The organism is Flavobacterium sp. R1_16 (assembly GCF_057652095.1).
The window spans coordinates 1-17,113 of sequence record NZ_JBYFCG010000001.1; the positions used below are offsets into that span (position 1 = coordinate 1).

General features: G+C 30.9%; 9 protein-coding genes. 1 reads left to right on the plus strand and 8 read right to left on the minus strand.

The window, feature by feature from the left end; all coding sequences use genetic code 11:
• The 4 genes from AC23L6_RS00005 to AC23L6_RS00020 form a co-directional block, all read right to left on the minus strand.
• Positions 1-3,800 (minus strand): CotH kinase family protein (locus AC23L6_RS00005; RefSeq protein ID WP_487560232.1); only part of this gene is annotated, 3,800 nt, incomplete at its 3' end.
• 161 nt (positions 3,801-3,961) lie between these two features.
• On the minus strand, positions 3,962-7,345 hold the full coding sequence (locus AC23L6_RS00010; protein ID WP_487560233.1) for a CotH kinase family protein: 3,384 nt from the start codon (positions 7,343-7,345) through the stop codon (positions 3,962-3,964).
• 200 nt (positions 7,346-7,545) lie between these two features.
• Positions 7,546-10,473 carry a DUF7619 domain-containing protein gene (locus AC23L6_RS00015; RefSeq protein WP_487560234.1) on the minus strand — a complete coding sequence of 976 codons (2,928 nt, stop codon included), beginning with the start codon at positions 10,471-10,473 and terminating at the stop codon, positions 7,546-7,548.
• Positions 10,474-10,522: 49 nt separating this feature from the next.
• Entirely contained in the window at positions 10,523-11,755 is a 1,233-nt protein-coding gene (locus tag AC23L6_RS00020; protein WP_487560235.1) for a glycosyltransferase family 4 protein, read from the minus strand.
• 229 nt (positions 11,756-11,984) lie between these two features.
• Between AC23L6_RS00020 and AC23L6_RS00025 the strand changes: the two genes are divergently transcribed.
• Positions 11,985-13,085: a glycosyltransferase family 4 protein gene (locus AC23L6_RS00025; protein WP_487560236.1), complete on the plus strand. Its 1,101-nt coding sequence runs from the start codon at positions 11,985-11,987 to the stop codon at positions 13,083-13,085.
• Here AC23L6_RS00025 and AC23L6_RS00030 read toward each other — a convergent pair.
• The 4 genes from AC23L6_RS00030 to AC23L6_RS00045 all read right to left on the minus strand — a co-directional run bounded on the left by AC23L6_RS00030 (position 13,055) and on the right by AC23L6_RS00045 (position 17,108).
• Positions 13,055-14,281 (minus strand): O-antigen ligase family protein, encoded by a 1,227-nt coding sequence (locus AC23L6_RS00030; RefSeq protein WP_487560237.1) that lies wholly within the window; start codon positions 14,279-14,281, stop codon positions 13,055-13,057. The two genes, AC23L6_RS00025 and AC23L6_RS00030, sit on opposite strands and share 31 nt — an antisense overlap.
• On the minus strand, positions 14,268-15,683 hold the full coding sequence (locus AC23L6_RS00035; RefSeq protein ID WP_487570222.1) for an O-antigen polymerase: 1,416 nt from the start codon (positions 15,681-15,683) through the stop codon (positions 14,268-14,270). The genes AC23L6_RS00030 and AC23L6_RS00035 overlap by 14 nt, the downstream gene beginning before the upstream one ends.
• A gap of 65 nt (positions 15,684-15,748) precedes the next feature.
• Positions 15,749-16,276, minus strand: a complete 528-nt coding sequence (locus AC23L6_RS00040; protein WP_487560239.1) for a hypothetical protein — start codon at positions 16,274-16,276, stop codon at positions 15,749-15,751.
• Between the two features lie 124 nt (positions 16,277-16,400).
• Positions 16,401-17,108 carry an FkbM family methyltransferase gene (locus AC23L6_RS00045; RefSeq protein ID WP_487560240.1) on the minus strand — a complete coding sequence of 236 codons (708 nt, stop codon included), beginning with the start codon at positions 17,106-17,108 and terminating at the stop codon, positions 16,401-16,403.
• Positions 17,109-17,113: the final 5 nt, after the last annotated feature.

Here is a 17,113-nt window from a genome sequence, read left to right on the forward strand (position 1 = left end):
GTTACGGTATAACTAGAACTACCTGAAATCACCGAAGGCGTTCCCGAAATTACACCCGAAGCAGTATCAAAATTTAACCCCGAAGGTAAATTCGGAGAAATAGAATAACTCATTACTGCCCCCCCAGAAACAACAGGACTTAAAGCAGTAATCACACTATTTTTAGTAAACACATTAGGCGAGTTATATGAAAGAGCACTTGGAGCAACATCATTTACAGTGATTGAAATAGTAAACGAAGTTGATCCGCCTGAATTCGTTGCTGTTACAATGTAATTAGTAGTGCTATTAATACTAGTTGGCGTTCCACTAATTACCCCAGTAGTAGTATCTAAAATCAATCCCAAAGGCAGACTTGGAGAAATAGAATAACTCACTACGACACCACCAGAAACCGAAGGATTTAATGGAGTTATCGCAAGATTTTTAGTAAATACGCTAGGTGAGGCATAATTTAAGTTATTTGGAGGTAAATCATTTACACCTATTGATATTCCATAGGAAAGATTACCTAAAGCATAAGTACCATTTATAGTGTAAATAGAGGTTGATGAAGCAACAGTTGGAGTTCCTGAAATTATCCCAGTTGAGGAATTTAAATTTAAACCAGCAGGTAAGTTTGGAGAAACACTAAAATTAGTAATAGTTTCGGTTGACGAAGGAACTAGATTTGGTATAGCAGTTCCTACAGTAAATAAATTAGGAGATTTATAAGACAAAGGTAATTTAACGCCTTCAACAGCAATATTATTGAAAGTGACTCTTGCGCCCGTATCAGCAGTCATATTTGTTCCTGAAAATCGGAATCGGATTTTGAAATTTGGGTTATCATCAACTGCTGTTATTGATGAAAAATCAATTGTAAATAATTGATAACTTGATGTTAAACTCAAAGTAGCGGTAGCTAACCCAGAGTTTATCCAAATAGGAGTTCCTGAATTTAGAGAATAGTCTACTAAAATGGCGTTTGCAGCTCCTTCGTCAACAGCAGCAAATGAAAATTTAATTTTTTTATAACCAGTAGTGGAAAAATTGAAATATAAAATATTTTCTCGTCCTCCATTTTGGAATGGCTGTTTTATCTGTAAACCTCTCATATCACTTGATGCGTAAGCTAAATTGCTATTCACTTCAGGTCTGTAATTTAAGGTAGTTGGATTATTTCTTCTCTCCATCGAAGCTTTTCCATAGTTAGGATTCCCTGAAGGATAGGGGTAGCCCGAAAGACAAGATTGGTATTGAATAACACCATCAGAAGCCAACTCATATGTAGAATTTAAATTGGTCAATTGGGCACCGTTTACTATCGAACCGTTCATCATCCAGAAGTAAATAGGAACAGTAGTTTCTGTAACAACAGGAACGAAAATAGCTGTTATAGAGAAGTTGCCTGTTGGTGTTATCGTAATTTCTGGGTCAGTACTGCTCGATGCACCAGACCAATTACTGAAAACATAACCAGGTTTTGCAATCGCTTTTAGTTTTAGAGGAATTCCCTTAAAATAAATACCTGTCCATGGATAAGGATTACTAGTTATTCCGGGTGTTCCTTCTTTGATTTCAATAGTACTTATTTTTACATATCCGTGAGTTGCATTGGAGACATTGAGAGTTACATCAATGTTTGATGAGATTCCAAATTTTGAACGGATATGGCTTCTCTGAAATTGTGGTCTTTCTATTGCAAAGTCTTTTTCTTCATTAAGATGATATTGCCAATCGCCATTATTCAGAGGTGCTTTCCATCGAAAATATTGATCAGGCATTTCAGGAGCTATGATGGCTGAAATTTCATCAATTTTTGCAATTATTCTTGAGGAAAGAAAATTAGTATTCATCAAGTCGGCAAATCGATTGATAAAGTCATTCTTAAAGGTGTTATTCTCTAATAATTTTCTTAGAATTAGTGTTGACCAAGGTGGATTTGGACTTGTTCCAGTGGTAGATGTAGCATCAGCTAATGAATTATGATCAGATTCGTCGAGAGTGCTGTCCATATCATGAATTGCCCATCTCCATCTTCCATCATGTCCATAAGGGGCATTTGGAACATATCCTGTGGTTCTTTTTCTCCAATATACAATATTGTTTCCCGGCCAATCATCGTTTTGTGCAAAAATATTTGTGGTAAAATAATCTATAAAATTATCAGTATCCATTCGTGTTTGAATGTAAGCATAATTGGCATCGCTACTAAAGCTATTATTTGAAATATAGGAATACATGTTGTTATAATCAACAGCATCACCTTCTTGAATTTCTCCTTGGTTTTCTAATAAATCAACTTCATCTATGTTATAGACTTGCTTAAAATAATTGTTGTCATATTTTTCACGCATATTGAGAAGTCCCCAATATTCCCCATTCATAAAAACCACCATTGGCTGAAAGGATTCAGTTTCCATTCTTAAATCTTTGACCAATTGATGATTCAATGCATCTCTGAACATGGTATTGTAAAAATCACTACCACCACTCTTGGCACTCAATCTTTCGTAGCTTGTATATGGTTCGTCTGCAAAAAATTTGTACGACATATTCTCATCACCAAAATCCGATCGCGCAGCTATGTTCCATGATTTACTTGGATACACTCTTGAGTAGGCTCCTCTGATACGGATGCCTACATCTTGATTTATTTTTTCTTGGCCATTTACAAAATAATGCATATTTGCCTTTCTTTCATTGGCAATTCCACTTCGCTCAAAATTCCCAATTTCCCTTGAAGGAATTTTTGTTGGGTTAGCCGTTCTCCAGTTATCGAAATCAATACCAGCAACTGCAATTCCGTCTTCATAATCGTATAAATCATTTTCATCAAAACTTAACGAAAGTACAGGAAGTGAATATTTAGTTGAGCCGGACGGTGTAATAAAATAATTTCTAGAAACTACTTTACTTGGCAAAGCGCCAGGTTTAATGACTTTAGCTCTAATTATATTTCCTTTATAAATAGGGCCATTTGGAAAATAAGGTGGCGTAAAATCATAAGTGGTGGACATTGCAGAAAGTTTGTTTGGCTGCGATGAACGATCTGCTACTGGAATTGGCGCAGTATATTGTAGTGTTTGAAAAGAATTGTATAAGAAAGAACCAAAAGCTTGCCCGGGCAGTTTTGGGTATTGATTTTTATAGTTGTAAGTTGTTCCTGAAAGGTTATTTTCATCAGGTTCAGAGCCATCTAAGGTATACAGAATAGTTGTTCCTGGGTCAGGTGAAGATAACGTTAAATTAAAACCAGAAGTTAAGAATCCAGAGGCTTGTGAAAAAACAGGTGGATTTAAAATTTCAGAGAATCCTGTCGTCGCATTTACCGCATTAGGAGTTGGAGTGCCAAAATAAGCGTATGGACCAGTTCCATTTGGATATTTACCATAGGAAATATCAGCTTGTAAATTTACTGGAGGCACTGTGCTTATAGTGACTCCAGAAGTATTTGTAAGTAAAATGGTTTCTCCAGTTGAGCTAATTTTAAAGTTGGTGTGCAATTGACCTCCAACTAAAGTTTTATTTTTATCAGAAGCCCATACTATTAGGTATTGCCCTGAGGCTAGTGAAACGTTAGGGAAAGTCCACTTGTACAATACCAAAGGGTCATCTGATAATCCAAAGCCGAGAAGGTTTACAGATGTGGGACCTGAGTTATATAACTCAATCCAATCCTGATAACTATTGTCTTCATCCTTGATGGAATTAGAGTTTGAAGTCATAATCTCATTTATGACAAGACTTTGTGAAAAAACAGGATTTGATAAGGCGAAAAATAAAAATAAAACAGGAAAATAAGTATTAATTTTCATACAGAAATTAGGTTATATAACCAAAATTATGAAATGAAAAATCCAACACTAAATTTTATCGCCACATAACTAATTTATCCGATGAACAGCAGCTAAAATTGAATAAAAAAAAGAGACGATTCGTAATCGCCTCTTTTCCAAAAACAGGTAAAAACACACTGTTATTTTTTAATTATTTTTTTGGTTTCTATTTTTCCATCGTAGGACAATTGCAAGAGATAAACACCTTTAGAAATATCATTTAAATCAACTTTGCTACTTTCTGTTTTACCATTTTTAATTAATTTACCATCAATAGTAAACAATTTATAAAAGACATTTTCTGCTTGATTTAAGCCTACAACATTCACTATATCAGAGAAGGGATTTGGAAATACTGAAAACTGAAGCGCTTCTTTTTGGTTAACAGATAAAGTGGTTTTTGTCCCATGAACAGCAATATTATTGAACGTAATCCGGTTGCCATTATCTACCGTCATATTCGTTCCTGAAAATCGTAAACGAACTTTAAAATCTGGATTATTATTGGCCGATGAAATGGAACTAAAATCAATACTGAATAACTGATAAGAATTTGTCAATGATAAGGAGCTAGATGCTAATCCTCCCGATGTCCAAACAGGAGATCCAGCATTTGTAGAATAATCAACAAGTATAGCCGAGGCATTTGTTAGTTCATTAATAGCCGCAAATGTTAATTTTATGTCTTTTTGACCGCTAGTAGAAAAATTAAATACCATTGTATTTTCTAATCCGTCTTTTTGCAAAGGTTCTTTTATTTGTAAACCTTTCATATCACTTGTAGCAAATGGCAAATTGGCATTCGCTAATGGGATGTAATTGATATCGGTTGGACTATTTCTTCTTTCCATTGATGCTTTTCTCCAATTTACAACATCAGTTGAGACAAAAGGATAACCTACCAAACACGATTGATATTGAATTACACCATCTGTTGTTCCAGTTTTATAGGTAGTAGTTAAAGATTCAAGAGGTACGTTATTTGCAATTGTCGAATTCATCATCCAGTAGTAAATAGGTTGACTAGTGGCTATCGTTTCTGCAACAAACACCGCAGTAACGTTGAAGTTTGCAGCAGAAGTTACAGTAATTTCTGCATTTGTACTTGATGAAGCTCCAGTCCAATGACTAAATACAAATCCCGGATTAGCAATTGCTTTTAATTTAACAGGAATGTTAGAAAAATAAACTCCTGTCCAGGGATAAGGATTTGAAGTGATTCCGTCTGTTCCTGCTTTAATTTCAATGGTATTCAATTTTATGTATCCATGACTCGGATTTGATACATTTAATGTTGCATTTATATTGGAGGCAATTCCAAATTTAGTACGAATATGATTTCTTTGAGCTGCTGGTCTTTCTGTTGCAAAATTTTTCTCGAAACCAATATGCCAATCATAATCGTCTATATTAGCTGGAGATTTCCATCTGGAAATATGTTCGGGAATCGTTGGATAGATTACACTTTTCATTTCATCAATGGTAGCAATAACTCTTGAGGGCAGGAAAGTTGTATTCATTAAATCAGCAAAACGATTGATAAAATCATTTTTGTATGAAGTGTTTTCTAATAATTTTCGCAGAATTAGTGTTGACCAAGCAGGATTCGGATATGTTGGTCCATTTGTAGCTGTTGCTAATGCTAAGGTGTTTGTAGTAACATCATCGAAGTAGGATCCAAAGGTATCATCCATATCATGGATAGCCCAACGCCATCTTCCATCATGACCGTATGGAGCATTGGGAACAAAGCCGGAAGTTCTTTTTCTCCAAAATTCGATGTTGGTTCCCGGCCAATCTCCATTTTCCAGATAAATGTTAGCTATGTGATAATCACTAAAACTTTCAGGGTCTAATCTGGTTTTAATATAATTATAGTTGGCTTCAGTTGCTAAACTATTATTTGTAATATAATTTATCATATTTTGATAATCAATATCATCACCATATGAAACATTTCCATCAGAGGCACGCCCTCTATCTTCCAGATAATCCAAATCGATTTTATCTATGTTAAAAGTTCTCTTAAAATAGTTATCGTCATAGCGTTCGCGAATATTTAAAATTCCCCAAAATTCTCCATTTACAAAAGTAACAGTTGGTTGGTATGATTCAGTAATGCAGTTTAATGATTTTATCAACTTATGATTCAAGGCATCTCTAAACATGGTATTTCTAAAATCACCGCCAGAATTCCTTAATACTAAACTTTCAAATTTGTCATCTGATTTACTGTTGAAAAATTTATAATCTATTGTGCTAGAGCCATAATCAGAACGGGCATATAGATTTAAAGATTTGCTTTCAAATGCACGTGTCGATCCTCCATGAATTCTAATTCCAATATCAGTATTCATAACAGGCAAACCATTCACAAAGTAGGTCATATTTGCTCTTTTTTCATTTTCAATACCTCTTCTCCAATAATTACTAGTGTTTTCGACATAATCAGGTTCTTCAGTTGGATTAGCAGTTCTCCAAGTATCAAAGTCTTTTCCTGCAACATATATTCCGTTGGTGTAATCGAATAATTTATCTTCATCAAGACTTAAGGACACTATGGGTAATGAAAATCTGTTAGTGCCAAGTGGCGAAATATAATATGTATTAGTTACTGTTTTACTATCCAGAGAACCAGGTTTTACAACTTTAGCTCTAACAACTGTGCCTTTGTATATGGGTGAAGTTGGAATATAGGTTGGATCAAAAGAATAAGTACTTGATATAGAAGCAAGTTTGTTGGGTTGACTAGAACGATCCACAATAGCTATTGGAGTACTATATTGTAAGGTTTTAAAGTTTTTTGTTAACAAAGAACCTGTTGTTTGTCCAGGATGTTCTGCATACTTGTTTTTGTAACTATAAGTTGTTCCTCCTAAATTGGAAGATTGAGGTTCAGAACCATCTAGTGTATACAAAATAGTTGCGCCTGGAACTGATGTAGAAAGGGTTAAATTAAAACCAGCAGTTAAAAATCCAGATTCTTTAGAAAACGTTGGAGGACTTAAAGCTTCAGTATATCCAACTGTTCCGTTCGCAGCAGCAGGAGTTACGACATTAAAAAATTTAAAAGACCCAGTTCCGTTAGGCAAACGCCCATACGATAGATTTTGTAAAATAACAGTAGCAGGAACAACATCTAGTGTTACGCCTGAAGCATTAGTCAGTGTTATTGCTTCTCCTGAAGAACTTATTTTAAAATTAGTGTGAAGTGGACTTCCCGGAACAGTCTTGTTTTTGTCAGAACACCATATCAATAAATATTGACCAGCACCAATACTAACATTAGGAAAAGTCCATTTGTAGGGTAATGTGGCATCATCTGTTAAACCAAAACCTGTTAAGTTGATAGTTGAAGCGCCATTGTTACGAAGTTCAACCCAATCTTGATAGGTTCCGTCTTCGTCTTGGTTAATAGTGGTGTTTGAAGTTACAATTTCGTTGATAACTAGGTTTTGACTTATCGAGGTTTGACTTACTACTAGTAAAAGCAAACAGATAAAAATTGGGGTACTTTTTTTCATGACTTTTTTAAAGTATTGATTAATAAGGGTGTGAAATTATACAATTGTTAATAACTCATGATATTTTATCGATACAAAGCTTAATTATTCTATGAAATGCAGAAAAAAAGAATAGTTTCTGTATTAATATGCTATTTTCACTAACGACCTGGTATTAAAAAGTGTGATTTAAAAGAAGATAATTAATATAATTTTCTAACTTAATTTTTGATTAATTTTTTTGTAATCACACCATTCTCGATGTTTTGTAAAGTATCTATTTGAAGGAGATAAATCCCTTTTGGCAAGTCAGAAATATCTAGCTCTTTATTTTTTAAAACCGTTTTTATTTTTTTCCCTTCTATAGTAAAAACAGTAACTGATTTTTGTTCTTGAGTAAAGTATATTTTATCATTTGCTGGATTAGGATAAAAGATGTTTTTTTTAGCATCAGCAAAATTTTCTGAAGACAACGTTAGCATGGATGTTGAAACCATATTGGTTTTAATAGGATAATTATAATCAAAATAAATATTTGCCTTGTGGTTCCAAATGCCTTGAGGTAAATTATAAAAAGAATGATTTGTTTTTATTTTAAACGCAATAAATCCCGTATTGGAGCCATTTGTAAAAGGAAGATTAATATTCTCAAAAATAAAATGAATAGTTGTTACTCCCGATCCATTAGCATATTTCTTAATGGTATAAAACGGATGACTCGAACTTATAGGCACTAAAGAAGCTGCATTAAAAAAATTAGTTTCAACAACGTCTTCTACTACTATATTTTGAGCACTATAATTTCCTGTATTTTCAAAACGAACGATATAGTGCAAATAAAAATCATCATTAGTTAATGGAACCGTTTCTCCTTCTAGACACGTAATGTCATTTGGGTCGAATGAATTGACAACCGTTTGGTTAAAATAAAAAGTATTATCTAAGGGAGTTTCATCAGTTTCAGCACTTGTAATGGAGGCAGAAAAATGAAGAATGTCGCCCATATTTAGAGCAGGTGTTTCTAGCGGACTGTTTAGATTTAAAATAAGGTTTATAGTTTTTGTTTCAAAAGGATTTATATTCGAAAAATCCCACGATAATGAATTAAGCGACTGATTATTGAGAGCAGGATTAGAAGAGACAAAATCTAAAACAGCATCATCAAATGTTAAATTCAGGGTTCCAGATTGCGCAATAGTTCCTTTGTTTTTTAATACAATTTTATAAGTGGCATCAAACCCTGGTCTTGCCTGTTGTATCGGAATTATCACTACTTCTAAATCAGGATGAGAACCATTTGCAGTGATACAAAAATCCTGAGTAAAAGGACTGTATTGAGTAGGAAAAGAAACGTTTAATGTAGCTGGGTTGCTAGTATAATAAGAAGGGTTTTCAAAAGAAGGACTTATAGAAAAATTACCAGCGGGTAAATCGACATGATAACTACCATCTTCTTTAGAGATAATATAATCCGGTGGATTTGATGAGCCTAAAGGAGAAATTGTATATTTTACATTAGGCAAACTACTGTCAGCACTATCACAACCATTGTTATTAAAGTCAAATTTTTGACCGCCTTGAACAGTATAATAAACGCCACCCGGTGTAAAAGAGCAGAAAGGACTAATAAAACAATTAGTGTAATTTAGATCAGTAACATATCCTTGAAGTCTATAAATAGCATCTTGATCTTGACAAATAAACTTTAAAGTGGGATTGCCGTAAATATTTATAACTTCTTTTTTTCCGTTTTTTAAATAAAGACTTTCTAATAAATTGTTATAACAAGATAAATTACTATCTAAAGTAAAGTTACTTAAATCAAGGGTTGTTATAAAATTGTTTGAACATTCAATACTAGTAAGTTTTGCATTACCACCAAAAACAATAGCAGGAATTTGGTTAGTATTACAATCAAGACTTTGTAAATTATTTAAACCCGTTAAATCAAGAGAAGAACTTATCAAATTGTAGCGACAGTCCAATGTGATTAAATTAGTTAAACCAGTTACATTAATTGAGGATAGTTTATTAAAAGATACATCAATATCTTTAACCGAGGTCAAAGAGCTTAAATTTAATGATGTAATTTGATTACTATTACAATCAATTTCTTCAAGTACAGAAAGTCCAGTTAAATCTAAGGAAGATAATAGATTACCTCTACAAATTAATTGAGTAAGTTTAGAAAGTCCGCTTAAGTCTAATGTAGATAGTTTATTATATCCACAAGTGAATTCTTTTAGAGAAGATAAGGTTGAAGTATTTATAGTAGTTACTAAATTATCGTAAATGTTTAAATAGGTAAGTTTCGAAAGCCCAGTTACATTTAGTGAAGTCAATTTACTGTTTTGACATGATAAATACTCAAGATTTGGACAATTTGAAACGTTTAATTCAGTAATAGGGTTTAAATTACATACTAATTTTTTCAAATTAATTAATCCATCAAATGACAAAGAATTAATTTTGCTGTTACCACTACAGTCTATCTCTTTTAAATTGGTTAACCCAGTCCAATTGACACTTGTTAAAGAACTATTACCTCCACAATAAAGTATTTCGAGTTTAGTATTAGGTCTCAAGTCTAAAGTAGTTAAATTTGGTGATGCAATTCTTAATTCTTTTAGATTTATCAAGGTAGATAAGTCGAAATCCATATAACTAGCACGAATGTCGAGAACTTCCAAATTTGTTGTGCCAATAAAATCAATTTTCACATAGTTATTAGGATGGGCGGCAAGATTATAAAAACCGATAGAGCTATATAGACTATATTTTAAGGTTTTAAGATGAGATAGATTTTTAACATCAATAAGAGCAGCGTCTTGACCAGTCGCTGAAAAAACTTCAAGATTAGAAAAGCTATTCAAACCTTGAAAATTGGCTATACTTACTCCATCACAACCAAACCTAAAACAGCCAAAAGAATAACTTAAACTTTTTACCAATAAAGCTTCGCTAATTTGTATTTCGCCATCGCTATTGGTATCAACTTTTAAGTAGTTGTCGTCAAATCCCGTTGCTGGGCTACTCACAGTTGTTGAGTTAACAAGGCTGTTTTTAAAATTTGCATCAGCAAAGCTAATAATTTGCGCACGTGTCAAAAAAGAGCATAAAAGCAATAGAAGAGATATATTTGTTTTCATGTAGAATTGTGTTGTTGGGATAGTAATCTAATTATAAAGGTACAGTTTTTTAAATTAGCGCACTTATTTTCTGTTCAAAATCAGCTAGTATTTTTTCTGCATTAAATTTTTCAAGTATGTAATTTCGTGCTTTCAAACCCATTTGTTCGCTTAAAGCAGGATTGTTTTTCAACTCTAAAATGGTTTGATAAACAGGTTGGATATTATTTTCTGAGAAATAAAAACCACCTTGAGATTCATGAATTACCTTTAAAACTTCTGAATTTTGATTTCCAGAGATAATAGACGGTTTTTTACTCGCCATCATCCCGAGAATTTTTGAGGGCATAACCGTATCAAGAACATCTGTCTTTTGAAATAAAAAATGAACATCAGCCGAACATAATAAATCGTTGAGTTCTTCATAAGGAACAGGTTCATAATAGTTAACAAAAGGAAAACTTTTCAGTTTTTCGATTAGCGTATTTTTAAAACCGCCATCACCCACAATGACAATTTCTATATTTTCAGTAGGAGAAATTACTTGACACAAATCGTATAGGAAATCCCAATTTTGCTTTTCGCCAATGTTTCCTGAATAGAGTACCGTAAATTTATCAGGATTTATTAAAGGATGTTTTTTGCTTAGTTCAGGATTTATTTTATTTGAGGATACCCAATTCGGGAAAAAATAAGGCATATCGTGTTTGGACTTCTCCCTTATTTTAGACAACATACTATTACTAATGCTGCTAACTAGTGTAGCGCGGTTTAATAAAAACCGTTCAAAACTTAAAACACTACTTTCAAAAAGTTTTGACGCTAGATTGTTTTTCTTTACAATACCAGACTCTAATGCCAGGTCAAATTCAAAATCCTGAATGTGAACCCAAAGTTTTGCTTTTTTCTTTTTAGCCAAAAGCATAGCAGGAAGAATTGACATTGTAAACGGAACAATACAAATGATTAAATCAGTATCATTAATTTTTTTTAAATTACAAAAAGTACCATAAACTGCGCTAAACATCATTTTTATTCTGCCACCGAAGGTCACTTTTTCTGGAACAAACTGTTTGTAACGAAACACTTCAATAGCATCGATTTTTTCAGAATAGAAATCAGGATGATTGTTATAGCTTTCAAAAATTTTCCAAGTAGGATAATATGGAAAACCTGTAATAATTTTTACAGAATACCCTTTATTAGAAAGATAGTTAGAAAACTGTGTGGTATAAAGTCCTATTGCAGTGTCTTCAGGATAATAGAAGTTGGTAACTATAGTAATGTTTTTAGTATGCTGCATAAAAACTAAAATCGTTTCGGTTAGCAAATATATCCTTTTTCGACAATTTTGTTCTTTAATTTTTGAGTAGAAATCTTTTTGACACTAAAAAAGAATACTTTAAGTCGTATTTTAATTTCCAATGCATAATGATTTATAAAAGGAAAATCAATTTCGCCTAAAAAGTATATATTTACAACATGATTTAATAATCATTCAAGTATATAAAACGATATAAATTAAGATTGAAGTGAAGATATTTTTAGACAACATTATCTATTCAAAAGTTAAAAACGGAGGGGTTTCTAATTATTGGTTTGAATTATCAAAATATTTAATAAACCAAACCAATGAAGAGGTAAAATTTTTTGAAGAAAAAAATGACCTAACTAATTTTCATAGAAAAATTCTTCAAATTCCTCAAGAAAGCATAATTCGTAATGAAAGCAAGTCTTCTTTTTTTTCAAGGTTATTGCCTATAAATTACAAAAGCAATGAAAAATTAATATATCATTCTAGTTATTATAGAGGATTGTCGGGTGCCAAAAATCAGATTGAAGTTACTACGGTTTATGATTTTATCCATGATTATTATTCGTCTTTTTTAAAGAGAAAAATACACAACAATTTAAAATATAATGCAATAAAAAGGTCAAAAGGAGTCATTTGTATTTCAAAAAACACTTATGCTGACCTTCAAAAATTTTGCCCAACTAAAAAGAATCAAAAAGCAGAAGTTATTTATGTAGGTGTTAGTGATGATTATTTTCCTATTAGTGATTTAGATACTCTTCAAAAACAGTTTTTAGTTAATCATAACTTAGAAAGTGGGTTTCTGTTATTTGTTGGAGGAAGAACAAATTACAAAAATTTTGATTTTGTAGCGGCTGTGCTCAATGAAAATAAAGATTTAAAATTAGTGATTGTTGGTGGCGGAGCATTGAATAAAAAAGAATTAAAATTATTTACCAAAGAAGCCTTTGAGAGATTGGTTTTTATAGGATCTGTAAAGAATGAAGAATTAAATATCTTATTAAACAGTGCTTTAGCGCTACTCTATCCTTCCAGTTATGAAGGTTTTGGAATTCCTGTTGTTGAAGCTATGCGAGCTGGTTGCCCAGTAATAGGGTTAAATAACGCAACGATTAGAGAAGTAGCTGAAGACTCGGCGCTTTTGTTAGACAACATTAACTTAAGTGACTTTAACAAACAAAAACAAAAATTAATGAATTCTGTTTTTAGACAAGAGATAATTGCTAAAGGGCTTTTGGAATCACAAAAATACAGTTGGCAGAAGAGCAGTAGAGAAACACATGAATTTTATACGGATTTATACAATTCATCATTTTGATATAGAAAAAGACTAATAAAAAAAGAATATACAAGGACACCATGTTCTCGTTCAATCACATTTTCTGTTAAGAAATTCAATAAAAAAAAAGTAAATAAAGCAATTCCTAGGATAGATTTTTTTTGATTTAAGATTTTATAAATCTTATAAATAGAAAATAGATAAATTGCCAAACCGATAAATCCAGCAGTCAAGACAACACTAAAAAATTGATTGTGACTGTTGTAGTTTTTTTTGCTTAAATCAATATTCTTACTAATATAACAAGGGTCCAAGTGACTTTTCACACTACCTAAACCATATCCAAAAAATGGATTCTCTGAAATCTTTTCAACTACACATTGATAAACTCTATATCGAATTGAAATTGATGATTCAGGTTTTTCGTTTAGGGTATTGCTGGTTAATTCATTAAATCTATTTTCGTTTTGATATTTAGGCACAATTTTCACAAAAAAAACAATTCCAGCTAAAACGAGTAACAATATTATTATTGTTCTTTTAATTTTTAAAAAATTAGCTAATAAAAGAAATAGAGGAAGTAACAAATAAATAATGGGTCCTTTTCGCATTAATATTATAAGTATAATAGCTAAGAATAGGCTTAAAAAAGAAAATGCAATTTTTAAAAATAGGTAATGACTATCATGTATCAAGAAAACAAGCATGAGTATTGAAATTCCGATGTAAATTGCCAAATATATTGGGTGAATAGAAAATATTCCTAAACGGATATCAATCAGGTTAAAGAAATGAATTATTGTTTCATAAAAATTAAATTCCTGTCTCCAAAAATAAATAAAACTAATTATGCAAAACAATGTAGTTGAAAATGAAAAAGCTTTAAAAACAGTGATAATTTCTTTTTTTGATATGATAAAATTTGAAGATTTTAATAACTCAAAAATTATAGGATACGCTATCAAAGAAGCTATAGTTGATAATTTAAAAAAAGCTTCGTTTGTTTGGGATGAATATAAACAACTTGCTAGATAAATAAAAAATAAAGCACCAATTAAAAATGTTTTATTTAAGGAATAACTGTTTTTTTTTTCAGTTTTAGTATAGAAAATGAATGAAAATAGTAATAAAATAACTATTGGATACGCTTTAAATTTATTTGGCACTAATAAAAAGCAACTATTTAATAATAGTGAAAACTTTATTAAATGCAGATAAACTTTATTTTTTAACATAATAATTTATTAATGCAAATAAAATCTTAGGAAAAAACACAACTGCAAAAAATGTAGATATAATAAGCATGTATACATTTGCTAAATCTCCTCTTAAAAAGTAGATTAAATATATTGAAAAATAGAATGCAAAAATAGATTTCAAAGAATCGTCACTTTCTAACCATCTAATTTGCCAAACAAAGATTAAGGCTAGTATAACAGCAAATAAAATTATTCCAAACAAACCAAAATTAATGTAGCCTTCTGAAATGTAAGGATTTGAAAGGTTGTTAAAATTAAATCCATAACTATTAATAAGATAATTCCCGATTTTAAAACCAGTAACTTCTGGTTTTGAAGTCCAAACGCTTCTAGGGATAAAAAACAAAAAAACAGGTTTTAATTGTTCTCCTTTCGTTATTCCATTTCTATCACAGTAATCAATAGTTGCCAGGAAGTCAGGGTACGCATCATAATGAAGAGAATCGAATGCATCTGTAACATCAAGCATTTTCATATTATCTGCTAATATGTTAGGTTTAGAAATCATCTCTTTTAATGAATGCTGACTATGAGTTATTACAGACATCAAAGGAAAAAGAAGAACCATTGAAAAAAACATGAATCTAATAACCTTGTAATTGGTATTCAATGCTTTTTTATAAAACAAATAAATTAAAGTTATATATATTGGTCCTAATGCATTTCTTTTTTCAGTCAATGGATTTTTTAGGACAAAAACAAAAAATATGAATGCTACCAGAAATGCAATAACAATCAAATAATTTTTGGTAATCATTTTGTTATTAACTAAATAGAAATAGGACAAAAATAATCCTGAGAGAGGAATAAAAAATAAAAATTTTTGAACAATTAAGTAATTAGAAATTGAAGTTTGTTCTACCTCTTTATAGAAATCATTTTGATATTGAAATACAATTGTAGAAAAATTACTTAAGATGATAAGAAAGCTAATAATAGCTAAAATAATTAAAACTAGTGGAGTATTATTATAAGAAACTTTATATTTCGATTTAAAACGATAATTTTTATTTTTAAAGTATAGATATGAAAAAAAGAAAACAACATTAAATAATAAAATGTATATATTTCCTCTAATGGCAAAATATTCAGAAAAAGGAAGATTTTGAACGTATTTTCCACTATCGCCATAGCCATTTGAAACAATACTGCTGATTTGCACTAATGGGGCAACAATAAAAAACAGTAAGTTAAAAACAATAAAGGTTCCAAGAAAAGGAGAAAATTTTTTTTCTAAAAAAATATTATAATAAGTTATAAGCCATAACACAAAGAAATTAACCATAAATGACAATCTCAATAGAAAAGGCACGTCTAAAAAAACAAATAGTAATAAAAAAATAAAGGTAAAAATACCCATAAACGAGGTTTTCCCCATATTGAAATCTGATATTTAAAAGAAGATACTATGTATAGTGCCTTAGGTATAGTTTTATGAGGTAATTATTTAAATAGACTTCTTAATTTTTTTTGCAATTCTATGTTAGCCATAAAAACAGGGGTTTTTATCCCATTTGTAGACGGAACTAGAGTATAAATATAATTTACATCATCAAATTTAATACATTCATTAGGCGACCAAAATTTCATAAATTCGCCTTCATCACCATTTAATATTTTATCACCATAAGCAATAGAAATGTTTTTAATTGTGATGTTTTCCACTTTCTGATTTGTTCCAACATCTAATCTTATTTTGTAAGGTAAATCATCTTTAGGAAAGTTAAAGGTCACTTTTTGCATATCATCATCACCATAAATGTATTTATCAATAAACAATTCACCACCAATTTCGGTATTGGCATTTTTAGAATAATATATTTTAAATTTATCGTTTACGGTAGTTTTAAATTCAAGAATGAGTTGTACGTTTTTTGTAGTATTTTCGGATGACGGCTCTTTTTCTTTTGAACCACATGAAACATTCAATAAACTCAAAAACAATAAACTCAGAAAAGTTGTTTTAATCATGGCTGTTTATTTTAAATCAAAATAAATTATTTATAATCGCAAAAATAGATATTTTTTTTAATTTTAAGTCAACTTTTCACTATACATTTATGACCGTCAGTTAATAAAGAAGACACATTGAAGCTTATACGTCTTTATAAAAAATACCATCAATTTCTAATTGTTTGCCTGTTTTTTTGTCGTAAAAACCATTTTCCAAAGCAACTAAATGAAATCCTAAATTATTGAGTTTGGTTTTCATGGTATCAAAAGTCATTGCGCTCTCATAGGAAGGAATAAACGACATTTCAATTTGCATTCCAGTAACATAATGTAACGATTGTTCAGCACCTTTCAACACCATTTCTTCATAACCCTGAGTGTCAATTTTCAGGTATACATTTTTTCCTTGTAATCCTAAACTTTTAAAGATACTATCTAATTTCCGAATTTCGATAGTTTCCTTTTCAATAAAAGTAGCTTCTGGAGCACTATCGGTAAGTTGAGGTAAATTTTCGAGAAGTGAACTACTTACAGAGTTTTTGGCAACATTTATTGTAGTTTGTCCATCCCTTTCACCAATGGAGTAGTTAAAAACCTTCCACAAAGGATCTTTTGCAGCGTTTTTTTGTAATTTACTAAATGCTTCTTTCATAGGCTCGAAAGAAAGGATTTCTCCTTTAAAACCAAGGTTTCGCATTTCACTACCATATTGACCAATATTAGCGCCAATATCAAGAATTACATTAATATTATAATTATTTATAAGTTTAATTCTCCTATCTAATTCATCCGTTGGATATTTTGTAATTTCTATTTTAAAAGTAGAATTAAAAGCTCTTTTCAATTTCATTAATG

Coding starts and splice junctions, on each gene's coding strand:
- AC23L6_RS00045 (WP_487560240.1), bottom strand. CDS start 17,108: ATGAAATTGAAAAGAGCTTTTAATTCTACTTTTAAAATAGAAATTACA.
- AC23L6_RS00030 (WP_487560237.1), bottom strand. CDS start 14,281: ATGTTAAAAAATAAAGTTTATCTGCATTTAATAAAGTTTTCACTATTA.
- AC23L6_RS00020 (WP_487560235.1), bottom strand. CDS start 11,755: ATGCAGCATACTAAAAACATTACTATAGTTACCAACTTCTATTATCCT.
- AC23L6_RS00035 (WP_487570222.1), bottom strand. CDS start 15,683: ATGGGGAAAACCTCGTTTATGGGTATTTTTACCTTTATTTTTTTATTA.
- AC23L6_RS00040 (WP_487560239.1), bottom strand. CDS start 16,276: ATGATTAAAACAACTTTTCTGAGTTTATTGTTTTTGAGTTTATTGAAT.
- AC23L6_RS00015 (WP_487560234.1), bottom strand. CDS start 10,473: ATGAAAACAAATATATCTCTTCTATTGCTTTTATGCTCTTTTTTGACA.
- AC23L6_RS00010 (WP_487560233.1), bottom strand. CDS start 7,345: ATGAAAAAAAGTACCCCAATTTTTATCTGTTTGCTTTTACTAGTAGTA.